At 62.9% G+C, this 22,511-nt stretch carries 24 protein-coding genes and 1 pseudogene; 22 read left to right on the plus strand and 3 right to left on the minus strand.

The window, feature by feature from the left end; translation table 11 throughout:
• The first annotated feature begins 66 nt into the window (after nucleotides 1–66).
• Complete coding sequence (locus NKI58_RS09200; RefSeq protein WP_023674488.1) at nucleotides 67–1,320, plus strand: L,D-transpeptidase family protein; 1,254 nt, start codon at nucleotides 67–69, stop codon at nucleotides 1,318–1,320.
• Here the strand turns inward: NKI58_RS09200 and NKI58_RS09205 are convergent.
• On the minus strand, nucleotides 1,317–1,454 hold the full coding sequence (locus tag NKI58_RS09205; RefSeq protein ID WP_156937265.1) for a hypothetical protein: 138 nt from the start codon (nucleotides 1,452–1,454) through the stop codon (nucleotides 1,317–1,319). The genes NKI58_RS09200 and NKI58_RS09205 overlap by 4 nt on opposite strands.
• Here NKI58_RS09205 and NKI58_RS09210 point away from each other — a divergent pair.
• The 13 genes from NKI58_RS09210 (at nucleotide 1,449) to NKI58_RS09270 (ending at nucleotide 13,917) form a co-directional block, all read left to right on the plus strand.
• On the plus strand, nucleotides 1,449–3,095 hold the full coding sequence (locus tag NKI58_RS09210) for a Na+/H+ antiporter (RefSeq protein WP_352786403.1): 1,647 nt from the start codon (nucleotides 1,449–1,451) through the stop codon (nucleotides 3,093–3,095). The two genes, NKI58_RS09205 and NKI58_RS09210, sit on opposite strands and share 6 nt — an antisense overlap.
• Nucleotides 3,096–3,211: 116 nt before the next feature.
• The gene (gene glyA / locus NKI58_RS09215; protein WP_352449301.1) at nucleotides 3,212–4,525 is read left to right on the plus strand and encodes a serine hydroxymethyltransferase; all 1,314 of its coding nucleotides are present in this window, start codon (nucleotides 3,212–3,214) and stop codon (nucleotides 4,523–4,525) included.
• A gap of 63 nt (nucleotides 4,526–4,588) precedes the next feature.
• Nucleotides 4,589–5,167, plus strand: coding sequence for an invasion associated locus B family protein (locus tag NKI58_RS09220; RefSeq protein WP_036238056.1), 579 nt, complete (start codon nucleotides 4,589–4,591; stop codon nucleotides 5,165–5,167).
• Between the two features lie 152 nt (nucleotides 5,168–5,319).
• Complete coding sequence (gene nrdR / locus NKI58_RS09225) at nucleotides 5,320–5,829, plus strand: transcriptional regulator NrdR (RefSeq protein WP_023674492.1); 510 nt, start codon at nucleotides 5,320–5,322, stop codon at nucleotides 5,827–5,829.
• A 2-nt stretch (nucleotides 5,830–5,831) separates the two neighbouring features.
• Complete coding sequence (gene ribD / locus NKI58_RS09230; RefSeq protein ID WP_352786407.1) at nucleotides 5,832–6,962, plus strand: bifunctional diaminohydroxyphosphoribosylaminopyrimidine deaminase/5-amino-6-(5-phosphoribosylamino)uracil reductase RibD; 1,131 nt, start codon at nucleotides 5,832–5,834, stop codon at nucleotides 6,960–6,962.
• Nucleotides 6,963–6,992: 30 nt separating this feature from the next.
• Nucleotides 6,993–7,610, plus strand: coding sequence for a riboflavin synthase (locus NKI58_RS09235; protein WP_352786409.1), 618 nt, complete (start codon nucleotides 6,993–6,995; stop codon nucleotides 7,608–7,610).
• Between the two features lie 130 nt (nucleotides 7,611–7,740).
• Nucleotides 7,741–8,235 (plus strand): 6,7-dimethyl-8-ribityllumazine synthase, encoded by a 495-nt coding sequence (gene ribH / locus NKI58_RS09240; protein ID WP_352449305.1) that lies wholly within the window; start codon nucleotides 7,741–7,743, stop codon nucleotides 8,233–8,235.
• Nucleotides 8,232–8,732 (plus strand): transcription antitermination factor NusB, encoded by a 501-nt coding sequence (gene nusB / locus NKI58_RS09245; protein WP_352449306.1) that lies wholly within the window; start codon nucleotides 8,232–8,234, stop codon nucleotides 8,730–8,732. The genes ribH and nusB overlap by 4 nt, the downstream gene beginning before the upstream one ends.
• Nucleotides 8,729–9,946 (plus strand): MFS transporter, encoded by a 1,218-nt coding sequence (locus NKI58_RS09250; RefSeq protein WP_352590543.1) that lies wholly within the window; start codon nucleotides 8,729–8,731, stop codon nucleotides 9,944–9,946. The genes nusB and NKI58_RS09250 overlap by 4 nt, the downstream gene beginning before the upstream one ends.
• Before the next feature lie 159 nt (nucleotides 9,947–10,105).
• The gene (gene osmF / locus NKI58_RS09255) at nucleotides 10,106–11,017 is read left to right on the plus strand and encodes a glycine betaine ABC transporter substrate-binding protein OsmF (protein ID WP_352590546.1); all 912 of its coding nucleotides are present in this window, start codon (nucleotides 10,106–10,108) and stop codon (nucleotides 11,015–11,017) included.
• A 43-nt stretch (nucleotides 11,018–11,060) separates the two neighbouring features.
• Nucleotides 11,061–12,236: an ABC transporter permease gene (locus tag NKI58_RS09260; RefSeq protein ID WP_352590549.1), complete on the plus strand. Its 1,176-nt coding sequence runs from the start codon at nucleotides 11,061–11,063 to the stop codon at nucleotides 12,234–12,236.
• Nucleotides 12,233–13,171 (plus strand): ABC transporter ATP-binding protein, encoded by a 939-nt coding sequence (locus NKI58_RS09265; RefSeq protein WP_023674500.1) that lies wholly within the window; start codon nucleotides 12,233–12,235, stop codon nucleotides 13,169–13,171. The genes NKI58_RS09260 and NKI58_RS09265 overlap by 4 nt, the downstream gene beginning before the upstream one ends.
• Nucleotides 13,168–13,917 (plus strand): ABC transporter permease, encoded by a 750-nt coding sequence (locus NKI58_RS09270; RefSeq protein ID WP_352746346.1) that lies wholly within the window; start codon nucleotides 13,168–13,170, stop codon nucleotides 13,915–13,917. Before NKI58_RS09265 ends, NKI58_RS09270 begins: the two co-directional genes overlap by 4 nt.
• Nucleotides 13,918–13,944: 27 nt before the next feature.
• Here the strand turns inward: NKI58_RS09270 and NKI58_RS09275 are convergent, their stop codons facing one another.
• Entirely contained in the window at nucleotides 13,945–14,178 is a 234-nt protein-coding gene (locus tag NKI58_RS09275; protein WP_023674502.1) for a hypothetical protein, read from the minus strand.
• A gap of 106 nt (nucleotides 14,179–14,284) precedes the next feature.
• Here NKI58_RS09275 and NKI58_RS09280 point away from each other — a divergent pair.
• Nucleotides 14,285–14,750 (plus strand): annotated as a pseudogene (locus NKI58_RS09280) (DUF2165 family protein).
• A gap of 255 nt (nucleotides 14,751–15,005) precedes the next feature.
• Complete coding sequence (locus NKI58_RS09285) at nucleotides 15,006–17,147, plus strand: sodium-translocating pyrophosphatase (RefSeq protein WP_352590555.1); 2,142 nt, start codon at nucleotides 15,006–15,008, stop codon at nucleotides 17,145–17,147.
• A 124-nt stretch (nucleotides 17,148–17,271) separates the two neighbouring features.
• Here NKI58_RS09285 and NKI58_RS09290 read toward each other — a convergent pair whose 3' ends face one another.
• Complete coding sequence (locus tag NKI58_RS09290; protein WP_352590558.1) at nucleotides 17,272–17,805, minus strand: outer membrane protein assembly factor BamE; 534 nt, start codon at nucleotides 17,803–17,805, stop codon at nucleotides 17,272–17,274.
• A 114-nt stretch (nucleotides 17,806–17,919) separates the two neighbouring features.
• Between NKI58_RS09290 and NKI58_RS09295 the strand changes: the two genes are divergently transcribed.
• From NKI58_RS09295 to NKI58_RS09320, 6 genes are all read left to right on the plus strand, one after another.
• Complete coding sequence (locus NKI58_RS09295) at nucleotides 17,920–18,459, plus strand: ubiquinol-cytochrome C chaperone family protein (protein WP_352590561.1); 540 nt, start codon at nucleotides 17,920–17,922, stop codon at nucleotides 18,457–18,459.
• 40 nt (nucleotides 18,460–18,499) lie between these two features.
• Complete coding sequence (locus NKI58_RS09300) at nucleotides 18,500–19,048, plus strand: YceD family protein (RefSeq protein WP_352456592.1); 549 nt, start codon at nucleotides 18,500–18,502, stop codon at nucleotides 19,046–19,048.
• A 123-nt stretch (nucleotides 19,049–19,171) separates the two neighbouring features.
• Nucleotides 19,172–20,242: a phosphate acyltransferase PlsX gene (gene plsX / locus NKI58_RS09305; protein WP_352472001.1), complete on the plus strand. Its 1,071-nt coding sequence runs from the start codon at nucleotides 19,172–19,174 to the stop codon at nucleotides 20,240–20,242.
• A 9-nt stretch (nucleotides 20,243–20,251) separates the two neighbouring features.
• Nucleotides 20,252–21,223, plus strand: coding sequence for a beta-ketoacyl-ACP synthase III (locus NKI58_RS09310; protein WP_023674509.1), 972 nt, complete (start codon nucleotides 20,252–20,254; stop codon nucleotides 21,221–21,223).
• Between the two features lie 105 nt (nucleotides 21,224–21,328).
• Nucleotides 21,329–21,652, plus strand: coding sequence for an integration host factor subunit alpha (locus NKI58_RS09315; RefSeq protein WP_023717292.1), 324 nt, complete (start codon nucleotides 21,329–21,331; stop codon nucleotides 21,650–21,652).
• A 245-nt stretch (nucleotides 21,653–21,897) separates the two neighbouring features.
• On the plus strand, nucleotides 21,898–22,440 hold the full coding sequence (locus NKI58_RS09320; protein WP_023674511.1) for a MerR family transcriptional regulator: 543 nt from the start codon (nucleotides 21,898–21,900) through the stop codon (nucleotides 22,438–22,440).
• Nucleotides 22,441–22,511 lie beyond the last annotated feature (71 nt).

Raw genomic sequence — 22,511 nt, forward strand, 5'->3', positions numbered from 1 at the left:
CCAACTCTAGAGTGCGGGCGAGACCGCCCGGTGGGTTGAATTGTAGCAAGAATGTCTGGAACGTCCATGAGAACCAGCCGCCGTTTCTTCCTTTCAGGAGCCTCCGCGCTCGCAGCCGCAATGGTCGCCGGCCGCGCCAGTGCGCAGGATGTGATCGGGGATATCCTGAAATCCTCGGCGCGCGGCAATTGGGACGACCAATTCGATGCGCGTGCCAGCGAAGGCGGCAAGGTTGCCTCGACGCTGCCGATCTTCAGCCTGCAGACGGTGTCCTTCACCGAGCAGGCGATCATGCAGTATCAGAATATCGTCGCGCAAGGCGGCTGGGAGCAGGTTCCAGACACCAAGAAGCTGCAGCTTGGCGTCGAGGATCCCGATGTGGTGCCGCTGCGCAGGCGCTTGATGATATCGGGCGATCTGGCGCAGAGCGCCGGGCTCTCGGAAGCGTTCGATTCTTACGTCGACTCGGCGCTCAAGCGCTTCCAGTTGCGTCACGGCTTGCCGGCCGACGGAACCACGGGCAAATATACTTTCGCGGCAATGAACGTGTCGGCGCCGGTTCGGCTTGGTCAGCTGCAGACCAATCTGCAACGGCTGCGTGAGCGGGCCGGCACGCTTGGCAACCGCTATGTTCTGGTCGACATCCCGGCGGCGCAGATCGAGGCAGTCGAGAACGACCGCGTTGTGCTGCGCCACACCGCAATCGTCGGCAAGATCGATCGCCAGACGCCGATCGTCAATTCCAAGATCAACGAAATCATCGTCAATCCGTACTGGAACGCGCCGGTCTCGATCGTGCGCAAGGACATCATTCCGCTGATGCGGAAGGACCCCAACTATCTCAAGGATAGCCATATCCGCCTGTTTGCGCCGGACGGCAGCGAGGTCGACCCAATGACGGTCGACTGGTCGACCGACGATGCCGCCAAATACCGCTTCCGCCAGGATCCCGGTTCCGGCAACGCGATGGCCTCGGTCAAGATCAATTTCCCCAGCCCGGACGGCGTCTACATGCACGACACGCCGCAGCAGAGCCTGTTCGGCAAGCTGATGCGCTTCGATTCCTCTGGCTGCGTGCGGGTCCAGAACGTGCGCGACCTCGTCACCTGGATTCTGCGCGACACACCGGGCTGGGATCGCCAGCATTTCGAGGCGGCGATCAAGACCGGGGAGAACACGCCGGTGCAGGTCACCAATCCGGTGCCGGTTTATTTTCTCTACGTCTCGGCCTGGTCGACAGGGCCGGGCGTGGTCCAGTTCCGTGACGACATTTACGGCCTCGACGGAGCCAACGAGCTGCAGATCACATCCGCGCTCTAAGCAGCTGAGTTCATTTGCAAAAGGCCGCCGGAAGGGCGGCCTTTTTCGTTGCCGAGTCTTTCGCGGCAAGCTTTGCTGGACTGATCGCCGGCAAAAGAACGCGCGGCGCCGTATTCGGAAATCGCATCATGCATGTCGCAATGTTCATTCTGGTCGTGCTTATCTTCGTCGCCGTTTCGGGCGCGCTGGTCCGGCCGGTGCGGGTTCCGCTACCTGTGCTGCAGATCGCCATCGGCGCGGCACTGGCTTGGCCGGTGCGCGGAATGCATGTCGAGATCGATCCCGAGCTGTTTCTGCTGGTGTTCATCCCACCGCTGCTGTTCAGCGACGCCTATGGTGCGCCCAAGCGCGAACTGATCGCGCTGCGCGGGCCGATCCTCGACCTCGCCATCGGGCTGGTCTTCTTCACCATTGTCGGCTTCGGCTACGCTTTGCACTGGCTTGTCCCGAGCATCCCGCTCGTCGTCGCTTTCGCACTTGCTGCGGTGCTGTCCCCGACGGATGCGGTGGCCGTCTCCTCGATCGTCGACAAGAGCCTGGTCCCGGCTCGGCTGATGCACATCCTGGAGGGCGAGGCGCTGCTCAACGATGCGTCGGGCCTCGTGATGTTCCGCTTTGCGGTGGCAGCTGCCTTGACCGGCAGCTTCTCCTTCGTCGCGGCGTCCGTGACTTTCCTCTATGCCGTCGCTGCCGGCATCCTGGCCGGCGTGGCTGCCTTGTTCGTCGCCGCCAAGGCGCTGCAATTGCTGAACCGTATCGGCGGCGTGCCGGCCGAGGTGCAGGTGCTGGTCATGGTCCTGCTGCCGTTCATCGCCTATCTCGGCGCCGAGAATGTCGGCGCCTCGGGCATTCTGGCGGCGGTCACGGCCGGAGTGCTCACCGGCGGCTCCGGGATTTTCCGCTTTCTCGGCGTCTCGGCACGCATACAGACCGTATCGCTGTGGACGACGCTATCCTTCGTCTTCAACGGCGCGCTGTTCATCCTGCTCGGGTTGCAGCTTCCCGAAATCATCGGCAACGTGCCGCCTGAGCTCGGCAGCCGCTATCCGGTCATCCAGCCAATCGCCACGGTGGTCGCGCTGACACTATGCCTGATCGGGCTGCGCTTCCTGTGGATCTGGGTCGGCGACATTGCGACGCGCGTCTCAGCGCGATTACGCGAGCAGAAGGCCGAGCCGTTCGGGCTGCGCGTTCGGATCGCCGGCTCTGTTGCCGGCGTGCGCGGCGCCATCACGCTGGCCGGCATCCTGTCGCTGCCGCTCGCCATGCCGAATGGTTCGCCCTTTCCGGCGCGCGACGTGGTGATCTTCCTCGCCGCAGGCGTCATCATCTGCTCATTGCTCATTGCCAGCCTTGCCTTACCCAAGGTGGCACGAGGGCTGGTCGAGCCGGGCGAGGATCCTGGCGCTGCCGAGGAGCGTCTTGCGCGCGTGGGCGCGGCCAAGGCCGCCATCGCCCGCATCGAGAGCATGGCCGGCGCGACCGACGGCGATGAAGGGGAAACACCCGGCGCCCGGCTTACCACCGCCGACAGCATCGTCGCCGGCTACCGTCGCCGCATCGCTGCCTCCGACGAAGCCGACGAGGCGCGCGCCGAGGCCCGCGAGGCCGGACGGCTGGAACTCGAATTGAGGCTGGCGGGCATTGAGGCCGAACGCGCAGCGGTTCGCGCAATGTTTCGCAGCGGCCAGATTAACGACCATACGATGCAGGCGCTGTTCACCGAGATCACGCTCACCGAGGCCCTGCTGAAGGGCCGGCAGGCAAGGAAATAGAGGCTGCCAGTCTCTCTGGCGCAATCCGGCCAGCAAATTTCGCGCTGCAAACGTGGCGGGCCGAAAGCAACTGTGTTAATGGCGCGACAGACCCCGAACCTTGAGGATTTCAACCCATGGCAACAGCAGCGGCAGTGTCGAACAAATTCGAATCCTTTTTCGAAACCACGCTTGCCGATGCCGACCCCGAGATTTTCGGCGCAATCCGCAACGAACTCGGCCGCCAGCGCCACGAGATCGAGCTGATTGCCTCGGAAAATATCGTCTCGCGTGCCGTGCTCGAGGCACAGGGGTCGATCATGACCAACAAATATGCCGAGGGCTATCCGGGCAAGCGCTACTATGGCGGCTGCCAATTCGTCGATGTCGCCGAGGAACTGGCCATCGAACGCGCGAAAAAGCTGTTCGGCTGCAACTTCGCCAACGTCCAGCCGAATTCCGGCAGCCAGATGAACCAGGCGGTGTTCCTGGCGTTGCTGCAGCCCGGCGACACCTTCATGGGCCTCGACCTCAATTCCGGCGGACACCTGACACATGGCTCGCCGGTCAATATGAGCGGCAAATGGTTCAAGGTCGTCTCCTATGGCGTGCGCCGGGACGATCATCTGCTCGACATGGATGCGATCGAGAAGACCGCCCATGAGACCAGGCCGAAATTGATCCTGGCCGGCGGCACAGCCTATTCACGTGTCTGGGACTGGAAGCGTTTTCGCGAGATCGCCGATTCGATCGGTGCCTATCTGATGGTCGACATGGCTCACATCGCCGGCCTGGTCGCCGGCGGCATGCATCCGTCGCCGCTGCCGCATGCCCATGTGGTCACCACCACGACGCACAAATCGCTGCGCGGGCCGCGCGGCGGCATGATCCTTTGCAATGACGAGGATATTGCCAAGAAGATGAATTCGGCCGTCTTCCCCGGCCTGCAGGGTGGACCGCTGATGCATGTGATCGCCGCAAAGGCGGTGGCTCTGGGCGAGGCGCTGAAGCCGAGCTTCAAGATCTATGCGGAGAGCGTCGTCGCCAATGCCAAGGCGCTGGCCTCCAGTCTGCAGGAAACCGGTCTCGACATCGTCTCCGGCGGCACCGACAACCATCTGATGTTGGTCGACCTGCGTCCCAAGAACGCCACCGGCAAGCGCGCCGAGGCTGCCCTTGGCCGCGCCAACATCACCTGCAACAAGAACGGCATCCCCTTCGATCCGGAAAAGCCTTTCGTGACATCGGGCGTTCGGCTCGGCACGCCGGCCGGCACCACGCGCGGCTTCGGTCAGGCCGAGTTCCGCGAGATCGGCAAGCTGATCGCCGAAGTGCTGGATGGGCTGAAGGTCGCCAATTCCGACGAGGGCAATGCGGCCGTCGAGGCGACCGTGAAGGCCAAGGTGGCGGCATTGACCGATCGTTTTCCGCTTTACCCGTATCTTGGTTGACCGACGCGGAGTGTCGCCCGTGACAACTCCGGTGCGACAGCAAGGCAACTGCGGAGAAGCTTAATGATGCAAACTTTCCGTTTCGCCGGCTTTGGTGCCTTGCTGGCATCGGCTATTCTGCAGCTGTCCGGCCGCGCCTTGGCGCAGACCGAGCCAACCCCGGCAACACCCAAGACAGAGACCTTCGGCAGGTGGTCCACCACGATGGACGAGGTCAACACCGGTGAGGATGTGCGCAAGACCTGCGCCGCGTCGACGGTCTTTTTCGACGCAAACGGCACCAGCGGCACCCTTACACTGGCCATCTCGAATGGCGACGTATTGCCACCCGATGGTTATCCGAGCCTCATCATCGCCGTGAGAAACAGTGACTTGCCCAAGGGCGATAACATCCCGGTGGTGTTCCGGGACGTCAACGACAAGATCAAGGCCGGTTTTCGTCTTATCGCCGACGGACAGTGGATGATAGACAACAAGTCCGAGACCACGCTCGCGGTACTGCGCGCCATGCGCCGCACCAGCGCCCTCGATGTCAGCTTCGCCGACAAGCCGGTCGCGACCATATCGATGGACGGCTTCACCAAGGCCTATCGCTATCTCGGCACGTCTTGCGGCTTCCCGACCGGCGACGTCGCGCCCTGATTGGCGGACCGCTGTCAACTGATTGCCGCTCTCGCAATTTTCCTCGCGCCTCGCTATCTCTGAGACGCGATCGGTCATCGGCCATACTTTGCCACGGCGGCAAAAACCTCTAAGCCTTTCGCTCCACGAGAATCGCGAACCGAAGGCTCTCCATGCGCTGCCCTTATTGCCAGTCCGAAGATACGCAGGTGAAGGATTCTCGCCCCGCCGAAGACGGCGCGGCGATCCGCAGGCGGCGCGTCTGCCCGGATTGCGGCGGCCGCTTCACCACTTTCGAGCGGGTACAACTGCGCGATCTCGTCGTGGTGAAGAAGTCTGGACGCAAGGTGCCGTTCGACCGCGACAAGTTGCTGCGCTCTGTCGAGATCGCGGTACGCAAGCGCAATGTCGACCCGGAACGTATCGATCGGGCGGTGACCGGCATCGTGCGCCAGCTCGAAAGCTCGGGCGAGACCGAGGTGGCCTCGGGGGAAGTCGGCCGGCTGGTCATGGAAGCACTTAAGTCGCTCGATGATGTCGCCTATGTGCGCTTTGCCTCCGTCTACCGCAATTTCCGCGAGGCCAAGGATTTCCACGACGTGTTGGGCGAACTCAAAGGCGACGAGCTCAAAACCGACGAGCCCAGGGGCGAAGAGCTGAAGAGCGAAGAGGACGCCAGCTGAGCATGGCAGGGTCCGAACGCAGCACGGCTGAGCAAGAGGTCCTCGATCGCCGCTATATGGCGGCAGCCCTCAGGCTGTCGCGCAAGAATGCCGGGCGGACCTCGACCAACCCTTCCGTCGGCACGCTGATCGTGCGCGATGACGGCGACGGGCCGATGATCGTCGGCAGCGGCGTCACCGCCGTCGGCGGCCGGCCGCATGCCGAGACCGAGGCTTTGGCAGAGGCCGGCGAACTGGCGCGCGGCGCCACCGCCTATGTAACGCTGGAGCCCTGCGCCCATCACGGCCGCACGCCGCCTTGCGCCAATGCGCTGGTCAGTGCCGGCGTGGCGCGTGTGGTCGGCGCTGCCAGCGATCCGGACCCGCGTGTTTCCGGCAAGGGCTATGCAATCTTGCGTGCCGCCGGCGTCGAAGTGGTGGAAAAAGTGTTGGCGGCCGAGGCCGCGGAGCAGATGGCCGGCTATTTAATTCGATCTCTGAAAAAACGCCCGGAAGTGATCCTGAAACTTGCGCTTTCGAGCGACAACAAGATCGGCGTGAAAGGCGAGGGACAGGTCTCCATCACCGGCGATATTGCGCGGCGCGAAGTCTATCTGATGCGCGCCGAAGCCGATGGCATATTGATCGGCATCGGCACGGCACTGGAGGACGATCCGGCGCTGACGGTTCGGCTTCCGGGACTGGAGAGCCGTTCGCCGGCGCGCATCGTACTCGACCGTCAGATCAGGCTACCCGAGACTTCGAAACTGGTCGCCGGCGTCAACCGTGTGCCGCTCTATGTCGCTGCCTGCGCCGAGGCCGATCCGCACCGGCGCGCCGCGCTCGAACGCACCGGCGTGCGCTTTATCGGCACTGAGACGTATGAAGGCGATATTGCGTTGCCGGAACTGCTCGAGGATCTGGCGGCGCTCGGCATGGCCAGCGTGCTGGTCGAGGGCGGCGCCGAGGTGGCCAAGGCGTTCCTTGAGGAAGGCCTAGTCGACCGCATCGTGCTGTTTCAGGGGCCGGATGCGATCGGCGAGGGCGGCATTACATCGCCGGTCGATGCCAACAATATCCCGCCGGGATTTCGCAAATTGCGCAACATGCGTTTCGGCGAAGATACATATGCGGAATGGATAAGAGACATCTAGGACCGAACTGATGTTCACGGGGCCAAACTAATGTTCACTGGAATCGTCACCGACGTCGGCACTGTCGCTGCCGTGAAGCCGCTCAGGGAAGGCGTCGGTTTGCGCATCGACACCGCCTACGATCCGCAGACCATTGCTATCGGCGCCTCGATTTCCTGCGGCGGCGTCTGCCTGACGGTGACGGGATTGCCGGAAGACGGCGCCAACGCACGCTGGTTCGAGGTCGAGGCCTGGGAAGAAGCACTCAGGCTGACGACCGCGATGGGCTGGAAATCCGGCACGCGCATCAACCTGGAGCGGGCGCTGAAGATCGGCGACGAGCTTGGCGGCCATATCGTTTCAGGCCATGTCGACGGCATGGCCGAGATCGTGGGGCGCAAGGAGGAAGGCGACGCCGTTCGCTTCACCCTGGATGCACCGCGCGACCTGGCAAAATTCATCGCGCCCAAGGGTTCCGTCGCACTCGACGGCACTTCGCTCACCGTCAACAAGGTCGAAGGCAGCCGCTTCGACGTGCTGTTGATCCACCACTCGCTGACGGTCACCACCTGGGGCGAACGCCAGGTCGGCGATCGCGTCAATCTCGAGATCGACACCATGGCCCGCTACGCGGCGCGACTGGTGGAGGCGGCTAAAGAGGGGCTTTGAGGCGCTCGTCCATAAAGCCCATTCCCTGATGCGACCGCCGCCGAGTTGGCCTTGAAAGTTCCTTCGGCAATCTTCCGCTTGCGATCAAACCGGCTTCGGCCTAAGTCACCGGCGATCCCCGGAGACATCTATGGCAGGCACATCCCAACACGGCAAAGCGTTCATCCGTCCGAAGAAGAAGGCCCACCTTCTTGTCATCGAGGCGCGCTTTCACGACGACCTTGCCGACGCGTTGCTCGAAGGCGCGACAAAGGCCCTCGAGGAAGCGGGCGCGACATACGATGTCGTCACTGTTCCGGGCTCGCTCGAAATCCCGGCGGTGATTTCCTTCGCGCTCGACGGTGCCTCCGAAGGCGGGACGAACTATGACGGCTTCGTCGCCCTCGGCACGGTGGTCCGCGGCGACACCTATCATTTCGATATCGTCGCCAATGAATCCAGCCGTGCCCTGATGGACCTGTCCGTGCAGGATGCAGTCTGCATCGGCAACGGCATCCTGACCACCGAAAACGACGAACAGGCATGGACGCGAGCAAGACGTTCGGAAGGCGACAAGGGCGGCTTTGCGGCGCGTGCGGCGCTGACCATGATCGCTCTAAAGGAACAGCTGGGAGAGCGAACGTGAGCGAACCCGCTTCGCCCGGCCAGCCTGCGGTTCGCCATGCCAACAAGCGCGGTGCTGCCCGTCTGGCCGCCGTGCAGGCGCTCTACCAGATGGACGTCGCCGGCAGCGGTGTGTTTGAGATCACCGCCGAATACGAGGCGTTCAGGCTCGGCAAGGAAGTCGATGGCGCGCTCTATCGCGAAGCCGATGCGCAATGGTTTCGCGCCATTCTTGCCGGCGTTGTCGAGCACCAGAAGACCATCGATCCAGTCATCCGACAGGCGCTGACCGAGGACTGGCCTCTGTCGAGGCTCGATTCGACGTTGCGCGCCATATTGCGCGCCGGCGTCTACGAGCTGATGCAGCGCGAGGACGTGCCGGTGGCGGTCATCGTCTCCGAATATGTCGACATCGCCAAGGCATTTTACGAAGAAGACGAGCCGAAACTGGTCAATGCGGTGCTTGATCGCGTGTCGCGCCGGGTGCGTGGCGAGGGCCGGGGCAAGGACGCCTCATGACTGCTGTCGTCGCCGTTGAGGCGGGCAAGGAAGCGCGTCGCACCGCCTTCATCCTCGCAGCCTCGCAGGCGATCATCGGCTCGGCCGCACCCATCGCCATTTCCATGGGCGGATTGGCCGGGCAGTACCTGCTCGACGCTGACAAGTCGCTGGCAACCGCGCCGATCACCGGCTTCAATGTCGGCGTGGCGCTCGGTTCCCTGCCGGCCGCGGCGATCATCCGCCGGCTCGGCCAGCGCGACGGCTTCATGACCGGCACGGGGGTGACAGCGCTTGGCGGCCTGATCGCCACGTTGGCGCTGTTTCATGACAGCTTCTGGCTGTTCGCTTTCGGCTTGGCCGTGATCGGCATCGGGGGCGCCTTCGTCCAGCAATTCCGCTTTGCCGCCGCCGACAATGCTCCGCCTGAATTCAAGGCGCGTGCCATCTCCTTCGTGCTGGCCGGCGGCATCGTCACCGCCATACTCGGGCCGCAGATCGTCATCTTCACCGGCGATCTATTCTCGCCGGTGAAGTTTGCCGGCTCGTTTGCGTCCATCCTGGTGCTGGCGGCGGTCGGCGCCGCCATTCTCTCTTTGTTGCGTATCCCAGCCAAGGCAACCGAGAAGGTGGAAATTTCCGACAGCGACGCCCGGCCGCTCTCGGAAATCGTCACCAGGCCACGCTTCGTCGCGGCGTTGTTTTGCGCCATCGGCAGCTACGCACTGATGAGCTTCGTGATGACCGGCGCGCCTCTGGCCATGGTCGGCTGCGGCCTTTCGACCGACGACGCCACGCTCGGCATTTCCTGGCACGTCATGGCGATGTTCGCGCCGAGCTTCTTCACGGGGTCGCTGATCTATCGCTTCGGCGCTGAGCGGATCGTGGCCATCGGCCTGGTGCTGCTGATTGGCTGCGCCATAGTGGCGCTGTCAGGGTTGGCACTGTGGCAGTTCTGGACGGCGCTGATCCTGCTCGGCCTTGGCTGGAACTTCAGCTTCATCGGTGCCACCGCCATGGTGGCCGACAGCTACCAGTCATCCGAAAAAGGCAAGGTCCAGGGGTTCCACGATTTCGTCCTGTTCGGCTCCGTCGCCTTCGCCTCGCTGATGTCGGGGGCAGTCTACAATGCCTGGGGCTGGGAGATGTTGAACTGGATGATTTTCCCGGTCGTCGTGCTGTGCTTCGTGGCACTGGGCGTGTTGAAGATGACGGGCTTGCGCGCGGCCAACTGACGTCACCCTGTCGGGACGTCGCGGCAGCGGATTCACTCACATCCGAACAAAATTATTGCGCCCATCCCCCCTCTTATGAAACCGTGTACCCCGACGGGGCATCGAAGCCATGCTCATATGCGGCAGCCGTATTCCGGTTCACAGCAAGGGATTTGTGAGATGTTTTCAATCAAGATTCTGGCCGGCGCTGTACTGGCGCTCGGAATTGCGTTGGCCTCGGCGAGTGCCCAGGTGGTGGTGTCGTCGAAGATCGACACCGAGGGCGGTGTGCTCGGCAATATCATCCAGCTGGTGCTGAACGCCAATAATATCCAGACTACCGACCGTATCCAGCTCGGCGGCACGCCCGTGGTACGCAAGGCGATTACAGCCGGCGAGATCGACATCTATCCGGAATACACCGGCAACGCCGCCTTCTTCTTCGAGAAGGCCGACGATCCGGTGTGGAAAGACGCCGCCAAGGCCTATGAGACTGCCAAGAAGCTCGACTACGACTCCAACAAGATCGTCTGGCTGTCACCGTCACCGGCCAACAACACCTGGGCGATCGCCCTGCGCAAGGAGGTCGCCGATACCAATAAGCTCGTCACCCTTTCCGACTTCGGCAAATATGTCTCGGGCGCCGGCAAGGTGGTGCTGGCGGCCTCCGCCGAGTTCGTCAATTCGGCGGCCGCGCTGCCCGCTTTCCAGAAGACCTATGGCTTCACGCTAAAGCCGGACCAGTTGATCACGCTGTCGGGCGGCGACACGGCGGCGACCATTGCCGCTGCGGCCAACCAGACCAACGGCGCCAACGCCGCCATGGTCTACGGCACCGACGGCGGCATCGCGCCCTCCGGCCTCGTCGTGCTTGAAGACGACAAGGGTGTGCAGCCGGTCTACCAGCCGGCGCCGATCATCCGCGAGGCGGTGCTGAAGGAGCATCCCGAGATCGAGACACTGCTGAAGCCGGTGTTCGCCAAGCTCGACCTTGTCACGCTGCAGGAGTTGAACGGCCGAGTGCAGGTCGGCGGCGAACCGGTCAAGGGCGTCGCCGAGGACTTTTTGAAAAAGAACGGCTTCCTCAAGTAAGGCGATTCCGGCGCGCCGCTTTCGAGGTGCGCCGGATCGGCCGATGGGGGAGGGCGTGCGCATCCGGTTCGACAAGCTCGGCGTGGTCATCGCGGCGATATCAGCCTATGCGGCTTTTGCGGCACCATTCGCCACCTTCCGCGCCAATCGCATTGTACCCGGCGAGGCGCGCTCGATCCTCGAATCTGTGCCTGCGACGGTCGGTCCGCTGTTGATGGCGATTGTTGTCGCAGCGGCGCTCATTGCGCTGCTGAAAACGCCGCTTGTTCTGCGCCTCGCCGCCAGTGTGGTTGCGCTTGCAGCGCTGGCGCTGCTGATCGGCGTCGCCGGCAGTTTCCTGACACCTGCCGGCAACACCTTCGCCCGTATCTCGCCGGCTTCGGGCTTTTGGCTGCTTATCTTCGCCTTCACGCTTCTGCTCGCCGACGTGCTTACGCGGCTGAACCTGTCGCCGCAGGCACGGATCGGCGTGCTTGTTGTCGCCGCCGCGGCGATCGGCCTGCTGCTCGTCTCGGGAAGCTGGAACAGCCTGTCGATCCTCAAGGAATATTTCAATCGCTCCGATAGTTTTTGGGCGGAAGGCTCCAAGCATGTGACGCTGGCGCTGGGTTCGCTGGCGGCAGCGGTGATCATCGGCCTGCCGCTCGGCATCCTCTGCCATCGCGTCGAGAAATTGCGGGCCGGCGTGCTCAACGTGCTGAATATCATCCAGACCATTCCTTCGATCGCGCTGTTCGGCCTCTTGATCGCACCGCTCGGCTGGGTCGCTTCGCATGTGCCGGGTGCTGCCGCGCTCGGCATTCGCGGCATCGGCACGGCGCCGGCTTTCGTCGCTTTGTTCCTCTATTCGCTGCTGCCGGTGGTGGCCAACACCGTGGTCGGCCTCGCCGGTGTGCCGCGTGCCGCCAACGACGCAGCGCGGGGCATGGGCATGACCGATCGCCAGCGGCTGTTCGGCGTCGAGTTTCCGCTGGCTTTCCCGGTGATCCTCACCGGCATCCGCATCGTGCTGGTGCAGAATATCGGCCTCGCCACGATTGCCGCGTTGATCGGCGGCGGCGGCTTTGGCGTGTTCGTATTCCAGGGGGTCGGCCAGACGGCGATGGACCTGGTGCTGCTCGGTGCTGTTCCCACGGTGGTGCTGGCCTTCGCCGCTGCCATCATCCTCGATGCAGTGATCGAAATGAGCGCCAGCAAGCGCAGGGTTGAAACGGCATGATCGAGATCGAAGGCATTACCAAGCGCTACGGCGAGACGACAGTCGTCGACGACGTGTCGATAGTAATCGAGCCGCGCAGCATCGCCGTCATCGTCGGCACCTCCGGCTCCGGCAAGACGACGCTGCTTCGCATGATCAACCGGCTGGTCGAGCCGACATCGGGCGTGATCAAGCTCGACGGCGTCGATAACCGCTCGGTCCCGGATTATGAGCTGCGTCGCAGCATCGGCTATGCCATCCAGGGCCACGGCCTGTTTCCGCATCGCACGGTGGCGCAGAACATCGCCACTGTGCCGGTATTGCTCGGCTGGGGCGCCAACCGCATCAAGGCCCGCGTCGACGAGCTGATGACGCTATACCAGCTCGACCCGCAAGCCTACGGGCCACGCTATCCGCATGAGCTTTCCGGCGGCCAGCAGCAGCGCGTCGGCGTCGCCCGGGCGCTTGCCGCGGAACCCAACGTGCTGTTGATGGATGAGCCGTTCGGCGCGCTCGACCCGATCATCCGCAACAAGGCGCAGGAGGATCTGCTGGCGATCCAGAAACGCTTCGGCACCACCATCATCCTCGTCACCCATGACATGGAAGAGGCCGTTCACATGGGCGACAAGATCGCGGTGATGGATGGCGGCAAAGTAGTGCAATATGCCGCGCCGGCCGAGATACTGGCGAAACCGGCCAGCGCGTTTGTCGAGACCCTGGTTGGCGCCAGTGAAAAACCGTTCCGGCTGTTGTCGCTTGGCCGGGTGCGCGACGCGGTGGAAAAAGGCACGGCCGAAGGCGAGGCGATCCCCGGTGACGCCAGCCAACGCGACGCGTTGGCCGAACTCCTGTGGTCGGGCCGCCCGGCACTTCCGGTGAAAGATTCTGACGGCAAATCGCTTGGCCGCGTCACTGTGGACGGGCTGGTTAAGCGTGCGGCGAGGCCGGCATGAAAGCCTGGCTTCCGTCGCTGCTCAGGCTGGCCTTGGTGGTAGTGCTTATTGCCTTCGTCACCAATCCCGGCTGGTTCGAACCGCTGCTGAAGCCGCTGACAGAGAACAACGCGCCGGTAATCTACAATCAGGGCAGCCTTTTGACGTTGACGCTGCTGCATCTGCGGACCGTGCTGATCGCGACGGTTGCCGCGACGATCGTTGCGGTCGCGCTCGCCATTCTGGTCACCAGGCCAGCCGGCGCCGAATTCCTGCCGCTGTCGCGCAGCCTGGTCAATATCGGCCAAACGTTTCCGCCGGTGGCGGTGCTGGCGCTTGCCGTGCCGGCCGTCGGCTTCGGCGAAAAGCCGACGCTGATTGCGCTGTTTCTCTACGGACTGCTGCCGATCTTTGAGAATGCGCTGACCGGCCTGACGACGCTGCCGGCCAACGTAGTCGAGGCGGCGCGTGGCGCCGGCATGACCGGCTGGCAAAGACTGGTCAAGGTCGAGCTGCCGCTCAGCGCGCCGATCATTCTCGGTGGTATCCGGCTGTCGGTGGTGATCAGCCTTGCCACCGCGACCATCGGCTCGACGGTAGCGGCGAGGACACTGGGCGAGGTGATCATCGCAGGCCTGCTGTCGAACAACCTCGCCTTCATCCTGCAGGGTGGCCTGATCGTCGCCGCCCTTGCCGTGCTGATCTATGACGGGCTGTCGGCGGTCGAGCGCTATACCGCCCGGCGCATGGGACGCGAGCCCGAGTAGCGTCTCGGGGCGAAGTTCGCTCTTTTTTCAGTGGCCGGTCGACCGCGTCGGATGATCGAGCGTCAGTTCCAGCGTTGTGCCCGTCTCGCCGGTGATCCAGCGGCGGCGGATGATGGCGAAATCGTGCTGTGTGTCGGCTCTAACCACAGAGACCAAGTCGCCCACCGCGCAATCACTGTCGAGATCGAGGGCTTCGACAGTCTCGGCAATGTCTTGCTTGCCGGCATAATGTCTCGCAATGGCTGTGAGCACGATGATCACTGGCCCACCCGTTGCGCGATCTTCGGGACTCGGCGATTGATGAGTGTGATGCCCCGATCTTTCAGCAGGAGTTCTTGCCATGACCGCGCGTTTCTCCAAGATCGTCATGTGTTTGTGTCTGGCGGCTTTCGCCTGCCTCGTCGCCTTCGGCAACATCACCGATTACGGCTCAAACTTCGCCTTTGTCCAGCATGTGCTGAGCATGGACACGACCTTTCCCGGCAATGCACTGATGTACCGCTCGATCACCAACCCGTCGCTGTGGACGGCTGGCTACTGGCTGATCATCATTGGCGAGGCGCTGACCTGCCTGCTTTACCGCCTGGCAACTCTGGCAGGCGCGCAACGCCAGCGGACAGGCTTTCAACGATGCCAAGAAGTTCGCCATCATTGCCGCCACAATGGGCTTCCTCGTTTGGTATTTCGGCTTGACGGTCGTTGGCGGCGAGTGGTTCGCCATGTGGCAGTCTTCGATTTGGAATGTTCAGGAGGCGGCGTTCAAATTCTACATGACCATGCTGGTGGTGCTGGTCTTCGTCGTCCAGCCGGACGGCGACCCGCGTAAAGCCTGACCGCCGTTCGTCGATTTCAACCGATCTAACCGGATGGCACTGTCGACAGGCGCACACTGCCGTCCAGCCTTTTGGACGAAACCCGGGATCTTTTGGGCGAAAGCCGGACAGGAACGGAACAATATCTTGACGTTCCGAGCCCTGTTTCGCATAAGCCGCTGCGAAGGGACGGATTCCGGTTGCGGAAAATTCGTCCCCTGTCTCAACGGCCCGGGGAGGGGTTCTTTTGGGCCACCAATCGAGGAAAATTCGGCAATGACCATACTTTCAGCTGTCATCGCCTGCGGTCTGCTTTCAGTCCTTTACGCCATCTGGGCGACACGTTCGGTCCTCGCGGCCGATCAGGGCAATGCACGCATGCAGGAAATTTCCGCGGCCATCCGCGAAGGCGCGCAGGCCTATCTGGCGCGCCAGTACACCACTATCGCCATCGTCGGCGTCGTGGTCCTGCTGCTCGCCTGGTGGCTGCTTTCGATCACCGCCGCCATCGGCTTCCTGATCGGCGCCGTTCTATCGGGCGCCGCTGGCTTCATCGGCATGCACGTCTCGGTGCGCGCCAATGTGCGCACCGCGCAGGCGGCTTCCAACAGCCTCGCTGCCGGCCTCGAGATCGCCTTCAAGTCGGGCGCCATCACTGGCATGCTGGTTGCTGGCCTGGCCCTGCTCGGCGTCTCGATCTACTACCTGATCCTGACCCAGTTCATGGGTCTGCAGCCCGACGATCGCGTCGTCATCGACTCGCTTGTTTCGCTCGGCTTCGGCGCCTCGCTGATCTCGATCTTCGCCCGTCTCGGCGGCGGCATCTTCACCAAGGGCGCCGACGTCGGCGGCGATCTCGTCGGCAAGGTTGAAGCCGGCATTCCCGAGGACGATCCACGCAATCCGGCCACCATTGCCGACAATGTCGGCGACAATGTCGGCGATTGCGCCGGCATGGCCGCCGACCTGTTCGAGACCTATGCGGTGACCGTGGTCGCCACCATGGTCCTTGCCGCCATCTTCTTCGGTGGCACCGCCGTGCTCGGCGCGGCCATGCTCTATCCGCTGGCCATCTGCGGGGCCTGCATTCTCACCTCGATCGTCGGCACCTTCTTCGTCAAGCTCGGTTCCAGCGGCTCGATCATGGGCGCGCTCTACAAGGGCCTGATCGTCACCGGCCTGCTGTCAGTCGTCGGCCTTGCCGTCGCCACTTCGGCATGCGTCGGCTGGGGTGAGATCGGCACCGTCGCCGGCATGGCCATCACCGGCACCAACCTGTTCATCTGCGGCCTGGTCGGCCTTGTGGTGACCGGGCTCATCGTGGTGATCACCGAATATTATACCGGCACCAACAAGCGTCCGGTGAACTCCATCGCCCAGGCCTCGGTCACCGGTCACGGCACCAACGTCATCCAGGGCCTCGCGGTCTCGCTGGAAGCGACGGCGTTGCCGGCGATCGTCATCGTCGGCGGCATCATCTCGACATACCAGCTCGCCGGCCTCTACGGCACAGCGATCGCGGTGACGACGATGCTTGGCCTCGCCGGCATGATCGTCGCGCTCGATGCCTTCGGCCCGGTCACCGACAATGCCGGCGGCATTGCCGAAATGGCCGGCCTGCCCAAGGAAGTGCGCCAGTCCACAGACGCGCTCGACGCTGTCGGCAACACCACCAAGGCGGTAACCAAGGGCTACGCCATCGGTTCGGCCGGCCTCGGCGCGCTGGTGCTGTTCGCGGCCTACTCTAACGACCTGAAGTTCTTTGCCGCCAATGGCGACAAATACCCGTACTTCCAGGGCATGGGCGACGTCTCCTTCGACCTCTCCAATCCTTACGTCGTCGCCGGCCTGATCTTCGGTGGCCTGATCCCGTATCTGTTCGGCGGCATCGCCATGACCGCCGTCGGCCGCGCCGCGGGTGCTATCGTCCAAGAGGTGCGCAAGCAGTTCCGCGAGGATCCGGGCATCATGGCCGGCACCTCGAAGCCGAACTATGCGCGCGCCGTCGACCTTCTGACCAAGGCAGCGATCCGGGAGATGATCGTTCCGTCATTGCTGCCGGTGCTGGCGCCGCTGGTGGTCTATTTCGGCGTCCTCCTGATCTCCGGTTCGAAGGCATCCGCCTTTGCCGCGCTCGGCGCCTCGCTGCTCGGCGTCATCGTCAACGGCCTGTTCGTTGCCATCTCGATGACTTCCGGCGGCGGCGCCTGGGACAACGCCAAGAAATCGTTCGAAGATGGTTTCGTCGACAAGGACGGCCTCAAGCACCTCAAGGGCTCCGAAGCGCACAAGGCTTCGGTGACCGGCGACACGGTCGGCGATCCCTACAAGGATACTGCCGGCCCAGCGGTCAACCCGGCGATCAAGATCACCAACATCGTCGCGCTGCTGTTGCTGGCCGTTCTCGCGCACGGCTAAGCTCGGTCGCTATGGCCTTAAGACAAAAACCCGCGGGATCGCTCCCGCGGGTTTTTCATTGCCTGAGATATGCCGCTTACAGGGAAGCGAAAGGAACGGAAGGAAGCCGACACCCTCGGGTGGATCAGGTGCCGCCGAGCGTGCTGCCGCCGCTGGCGCCGGGAACACCAGGCGCCAGTTTGCTGGCGCCACTGATGATCTGGCTGAGGAAGTTCTGGTCCTTGCCGCCGGTCGGCGTGGTGCGCGAGATGAAGTCGAACACCTTGCCCTCCTTCAAGCCGTAATTGGCGATCTGGGTGACGCGCCCGTCATCGCCAAAATAGACCGCCAGCACATGTTGGTCGACCAGCCGCGGCTTGTCGAAGGCGACATAGCGCTTGCGCGTCTGAGAAATGTAATAAAAGGCCTCGTTATCGAAGGTCGCCTTCGTCGAGGGAGTGCCGAGCGCCAGCAGCACCTGTTCGCGGCTTGAGCCGACCGGCACCAGGTCGATCGCCTGCTGGTCGATGACGTAGCCTTGCGTCAGCGTCTCGCTCGGATTGAGATCGCCGATCATCTTGGACGAATTGCAGGCGGAAAGCGCCGCAGCGATCACCAGCAGCGAAACCGCACCGCCGGGCCTGGGCAGGAAAGTCGACTTGAATTTCAGCGCGCGCAACTACAACTCCATAAGCTGGCCGCAACTTGCGCTGGGCCGCAAAACCGGTAAACCAGCTTGCTTGCCGATGCAACAAGGCCACTTCAACAAACGGTCCCGGGAGACCACCCTCAAATGTTCCAGCGCCTCTTTGGCCACGAACGACATGCCAACCGCGCCATCACCGAGGCGCTTTACGCACAAATCGTGGCGGCGGCGCGGCAAACGGTGTTTTATTCCGCCTGGGACGTGCCGGACACGCCGCTCGGCCGCTTCGAGATGCTGTCGTTGCACATGTTCCTGTTCCAGCACCGGTTGCGCGGCGAGGGCGGTGCTGCGGCAGAGGTTGCGCAGGTGCTGATCGACGAGTTCTTCATGGATGTCGAACATTCGTTGCGTGAATTGGGCATTGGCGACGTCGGCGTGCCGAAGCGAATGCGGAAACTGGCGAAGATGTTCTATGGCCGTACCGCCGCCTATGATGATGCGCTGCAACGAAATGACCATGATGAACTCGCCGCCGCCCTTGCCCGCAATGTCAGGCCGGATGCCGGCGCCTGGCCGCAAGCGTCGCAATTGGCACTCTATGCCGCCGATGCATCAAGGCAACTCGCGGAACAGCCGACCGAATCGATCGTTTCCGGAACGGTGGCATTTCCCGTGGCCAACGCTTGAGCGACGGCAGGCCGATGAAGGCGGCGAAGTGGAGGCGAAGATGAAACACCCTGATACCCACAGCCCAGTGTCATTCCTGGCAAATGTCGCCCGGCTGCCGCAAAAGGGGCTGCCGGTGGTCATCGATGCCGACGCTGGGCAGCGCGCCCTGCTGGCCGTCGAGCACGAGCTGCTTTCGGTCGAGAACTATCGCGCCGAACTCCTGGTCGAGCCCTGGAAGCGCAACGGGGTGAAAGTCAGCGGCCATGTCGAGGCCGATATAACGCAGGCCTGCATCGTCACTCTCGACCCGGTCGAGGCGCATATCGATGAGCCGGTCGAAGCGCTGTTCCTGCCGGAGCAATCCAAGCTCGGGCGGCAAGGTTTCGACGGCGGCGGTGAGATCCTGCTCGACGCCGAAGGCCCGGACAGCCCGGAAACCTTTTCCGGCGATGCGATCGACGTCGGGGCGCTTGCCGAGCAGTTCTTTGGCTTGGCGATCGATCCATATCCGCGCAAGCCGGGTGTATCGCTGGAGGCCGCCGGCGATGCCGAGCCTGTGGAGAATGAATTCCAGCAAAAGCTCAGATCACTGTTGGGAAAATCCTGATAGCTGACCCAATTTGAGAAAAGTTGGTTGTGCGGCAGCCCAAAACCGTTATTTTCGCCGAACCTTCGCGAGCCCCGCACCTTGGCAAGCCCGCTGGCCAAGCAACCGTGAGATGAACACCGCGTGATCAGGATTTCCATCGATGCCATGGGCGGCGATCACGGGCCAAGCGTGGTCATCCCGGCGCTCATGACTGTCGCCACCCGCCGTCCGGATATACGCTTCGTCATTTATGGGCGCGAAGAAGTGGTACGGCCCGAACTCGCCAAATTCCCCAAGCTGGCGGAAGTGAGCGAGTTCGTGCACTGCGAGATCGCAGTGCGGATGGACGACAAGCCGAGCCAGGCGCTGCGCCATGGCCGCTGGAAGTCATCGATGTGGAAGGCCGTCGAGGCGGTCAAGGCAGGCACTGCCGACGCCTGTATCTCGGCCGGCAATACCGGCGCGCTGATGGCAATGTCCAGATTCTGCCTTCGCACCATGGCGACCATCGATCGCCCGGCAATCGCGGCGCTCTGGCCGACATTGCGCGGTGAGAGCGTGGTGCTGGACGTCGGCGCCACCATTGGCGCGGATGCGCATCAACTGGTTGATTTTGCCATTCTGGGCACCGGCATGGCGCGCTCGGTTTTCGGCATCGAACGGCCGAGCGTCGGACTGCTCAATGTCGGCGTCGAAGAGATCAAGGGCCAGGAAGAGGTCAAGGAGGCGGGTCGTATGTTGCGCGAGGCCAACATGGCCTCGATGAACTACCATGGCTTTGTCGAGGGTGACGACATCGGCAAGGGCAGTGTCGACGTCGTCGTTACCGAAGGATTTGCCGGCAACATCGCGCTGAAGACGGCGGAAGGCACCGTCAGGCAGATCGCCGGCTATCTACGCGCGGCGATGAACCGGACGCTGATGGCCAGGATCGGCTATATCTTCGCCAAGACCGCCTTCGATCGCCTGCGCGAGAAGATGGATGTCGGCCGCTCCAATGGCGGCGTCTTCCTCGGATTGAACGGCATCGTGGTGAAAAGCCATGGCGGGGCTGATTCGGATGGCTTTGCGGCGGCGATCGAGCTTGGCTACGACATGGTGCGCAATAATCTGCTTGACCGCATCGAAGCCGATCTCGACCTGTTCCATGCCCGCAATCCGAATGCCCAGACAATCCGGAAATCCGACGTCGTCATCGACGCAAAGGAATAGGAAAGAGCATTGATCAGATCAGTCGTGCGCGGCACGGGCGCCGCGCTGCCCCGCCGCATTATGAAGAATGCCGATTTCGAAGGCATGGTCGAGACGTCGGACGAGTGGATCGTCCAGCGCACCGGCATTCGCCAGCGCCACATTGCGGCCGACGACGAGACGACGGCCTCGCTGGGCGAGGCGGCAGCGCGCGCAGCCCTCGACAGCGCCGGCCTGACGGCTGACGACATCGACCTGATCGTGCTGGCGACCTCGACGCCCAACAACACCTTTCCCGCGACCGCGGTCGAGATCCAGAACCGGCTCGGCATGCACCACGGTTTTGCCTTCGACCTGCAGGCGGTCTGCTCCGGCTTCGTCTATGCAGTGACGACCGCCGACCTCTATATCCGCGGCGGCTTGGCCAGACGGGTACTGGTGATCGGCTCGGAAACATTTTCGCGTATTCTCGACTGGAACGACCGCTCGACCTGCGTTTTGTTCGGCGACGGCGCCGGCGCGATGGTGCTGGAAGCAGGCACGGGGGCAGGCGGCATCGCCGACCGAGGCGTTCTGGCGGCCAGCCTGCGCTCCGACGGCATCCACAAGGACAAGCTTTTCGTCGACGGTGGGCCGTCGACCACCGGAACGGTCGGGCACCTCAGGATGGAAGGCCGCGAAGTGTTCAAGCATGCGGTCGGCATGATCACCGACGTCATCGAGGCGACGTTCGCACAGGCCGGCATCGGCGCCGCCGATCTCGACTGGTTCGTGCCCCATCAAGCCAATAAACGAATTATTGACGCTTCGGCCAAAAAGCTCGGGATAGAGGAGCGGAAGGTGGTGGTGACCGTCGATTTGCACGGTAATACCTCGGCGGCTTCCGTGCCGCTGGCACTGTCCGCAGCCGTCGCCGACGGTCGCATCAAAAAGGGTGACCTGGTACTGCTCGAGGCGATGGGCGGCGGCTTCACCTGGGGTGCCGTCCTGCTCCGCTGGTAAGTGCCGAACTATCGGGTTCGGGTCCCTTGACCTTGACGGATCAATTACTTAGGTTCTGCCGTTGCTTGTATCGATTTATGTTTTTGAGCTGATGGGACGGTTCGTATGGGGGGAAAGACACTTACGCGCGCCGACCTCGCCGAAGCCGTTTACCGCAAGGTTGGGCTGTCGCGTACTGAATCGGCCGAGCTTGTCGAGGCGGTGCTGAATGAGATCTGCGAGGCGATCGTTCGCGGCGAGACGGTGAAGCTGTCGTCCTTCGCGACCTTCCACGTGCGCTCCAAAAACGAGCGCATCGGGCGCAATCCCAAGACCGGTGAGGAAGTGCCGATCCTGCCGCGCCGGGTGATGACCTTCAAGTCGTCGAACGTGCTGAAGAACCGTATCCTGCGCTCCCATCAAAACAGCAAAGCCAAGGGCAGCAAGTAGCCGCCCAATCCCCCTTTGCCGAGAATCCTGCTCCAGGCTTCGGTTGAAAAGCGAACCCTGCTTTTGCGCCGGGCTTGAATATTGTTTCATAAACCGCTGAAATAAGATGCGATTCGGTAGGCCGGATCGGTATTTGGGTGTGATCCGTTCCGGCGGGACGGAAAGCTGCTCTCCTTGTTAAGCGTGATGTCGCCCGAACCCGGTTCCCGCCTTTCGCGATCATGCTCTAGCGTGAGGATTCGCCCATGGACAAGAGCCCTGATGCTTTCCGCACCATCAGCGAGGTTGCGGAGGATCTGGATTTGCCGCAGCACGTGCTGCGCTTCTGGGAGACGCGTTTCAACCAGATCAAGCCGATGAAGCGCGGCGGCGGCCGCCGCTACTACCGTCCGCAGGACGTAGAACTGATCAAGGGTATTCGTCATATGCTCTACGACCAGGGCTATACGATCAAGGGCGTGCAGAAGCTGTTGCGCGAGAACGGCAACCAGTTTCTGATCGCCGTCGGCAGTGGCGACATGGCGGCGGTCGAGGCGATCTCGCAGCGCCGACAGGCCGACACGGTACCGCTGACGCAAGCGGCGCAGCCGCGCGGCCCGGACGACGAAATGCTGGTTGGCCAGCCGAGGGTGAAACCCAGCCGTCGTTTTTTCGGTATAGGCAAGACCGACGAGGAAGGTCCGGTTCCGCCGGACACGTCAAAACTTTCCCGTGACAATCGCGCATTGCTGCAGGAGGCGCTGTTCGACCTCCTGGAATGCAAGCGCCTGCTCGATCAGGTTCGCTAGAGCCCGCCGGGCTGACCGGAACGGTCTTCAGGGTCATGCGTTAGGCTTCCTTCTACAGATGAAGGAAGCAC

It is taken from the genome of Mesorhizobium sp. M0522, assembly GCF_040321085.1.
In the GTDB taxonomy this organism is placed as follows: domain Bacteria; phylum Pseudomonadota; class Alphaproteobacteria; order Rhizobiales; family Rhizobiaceae; genus Mesorhizobium.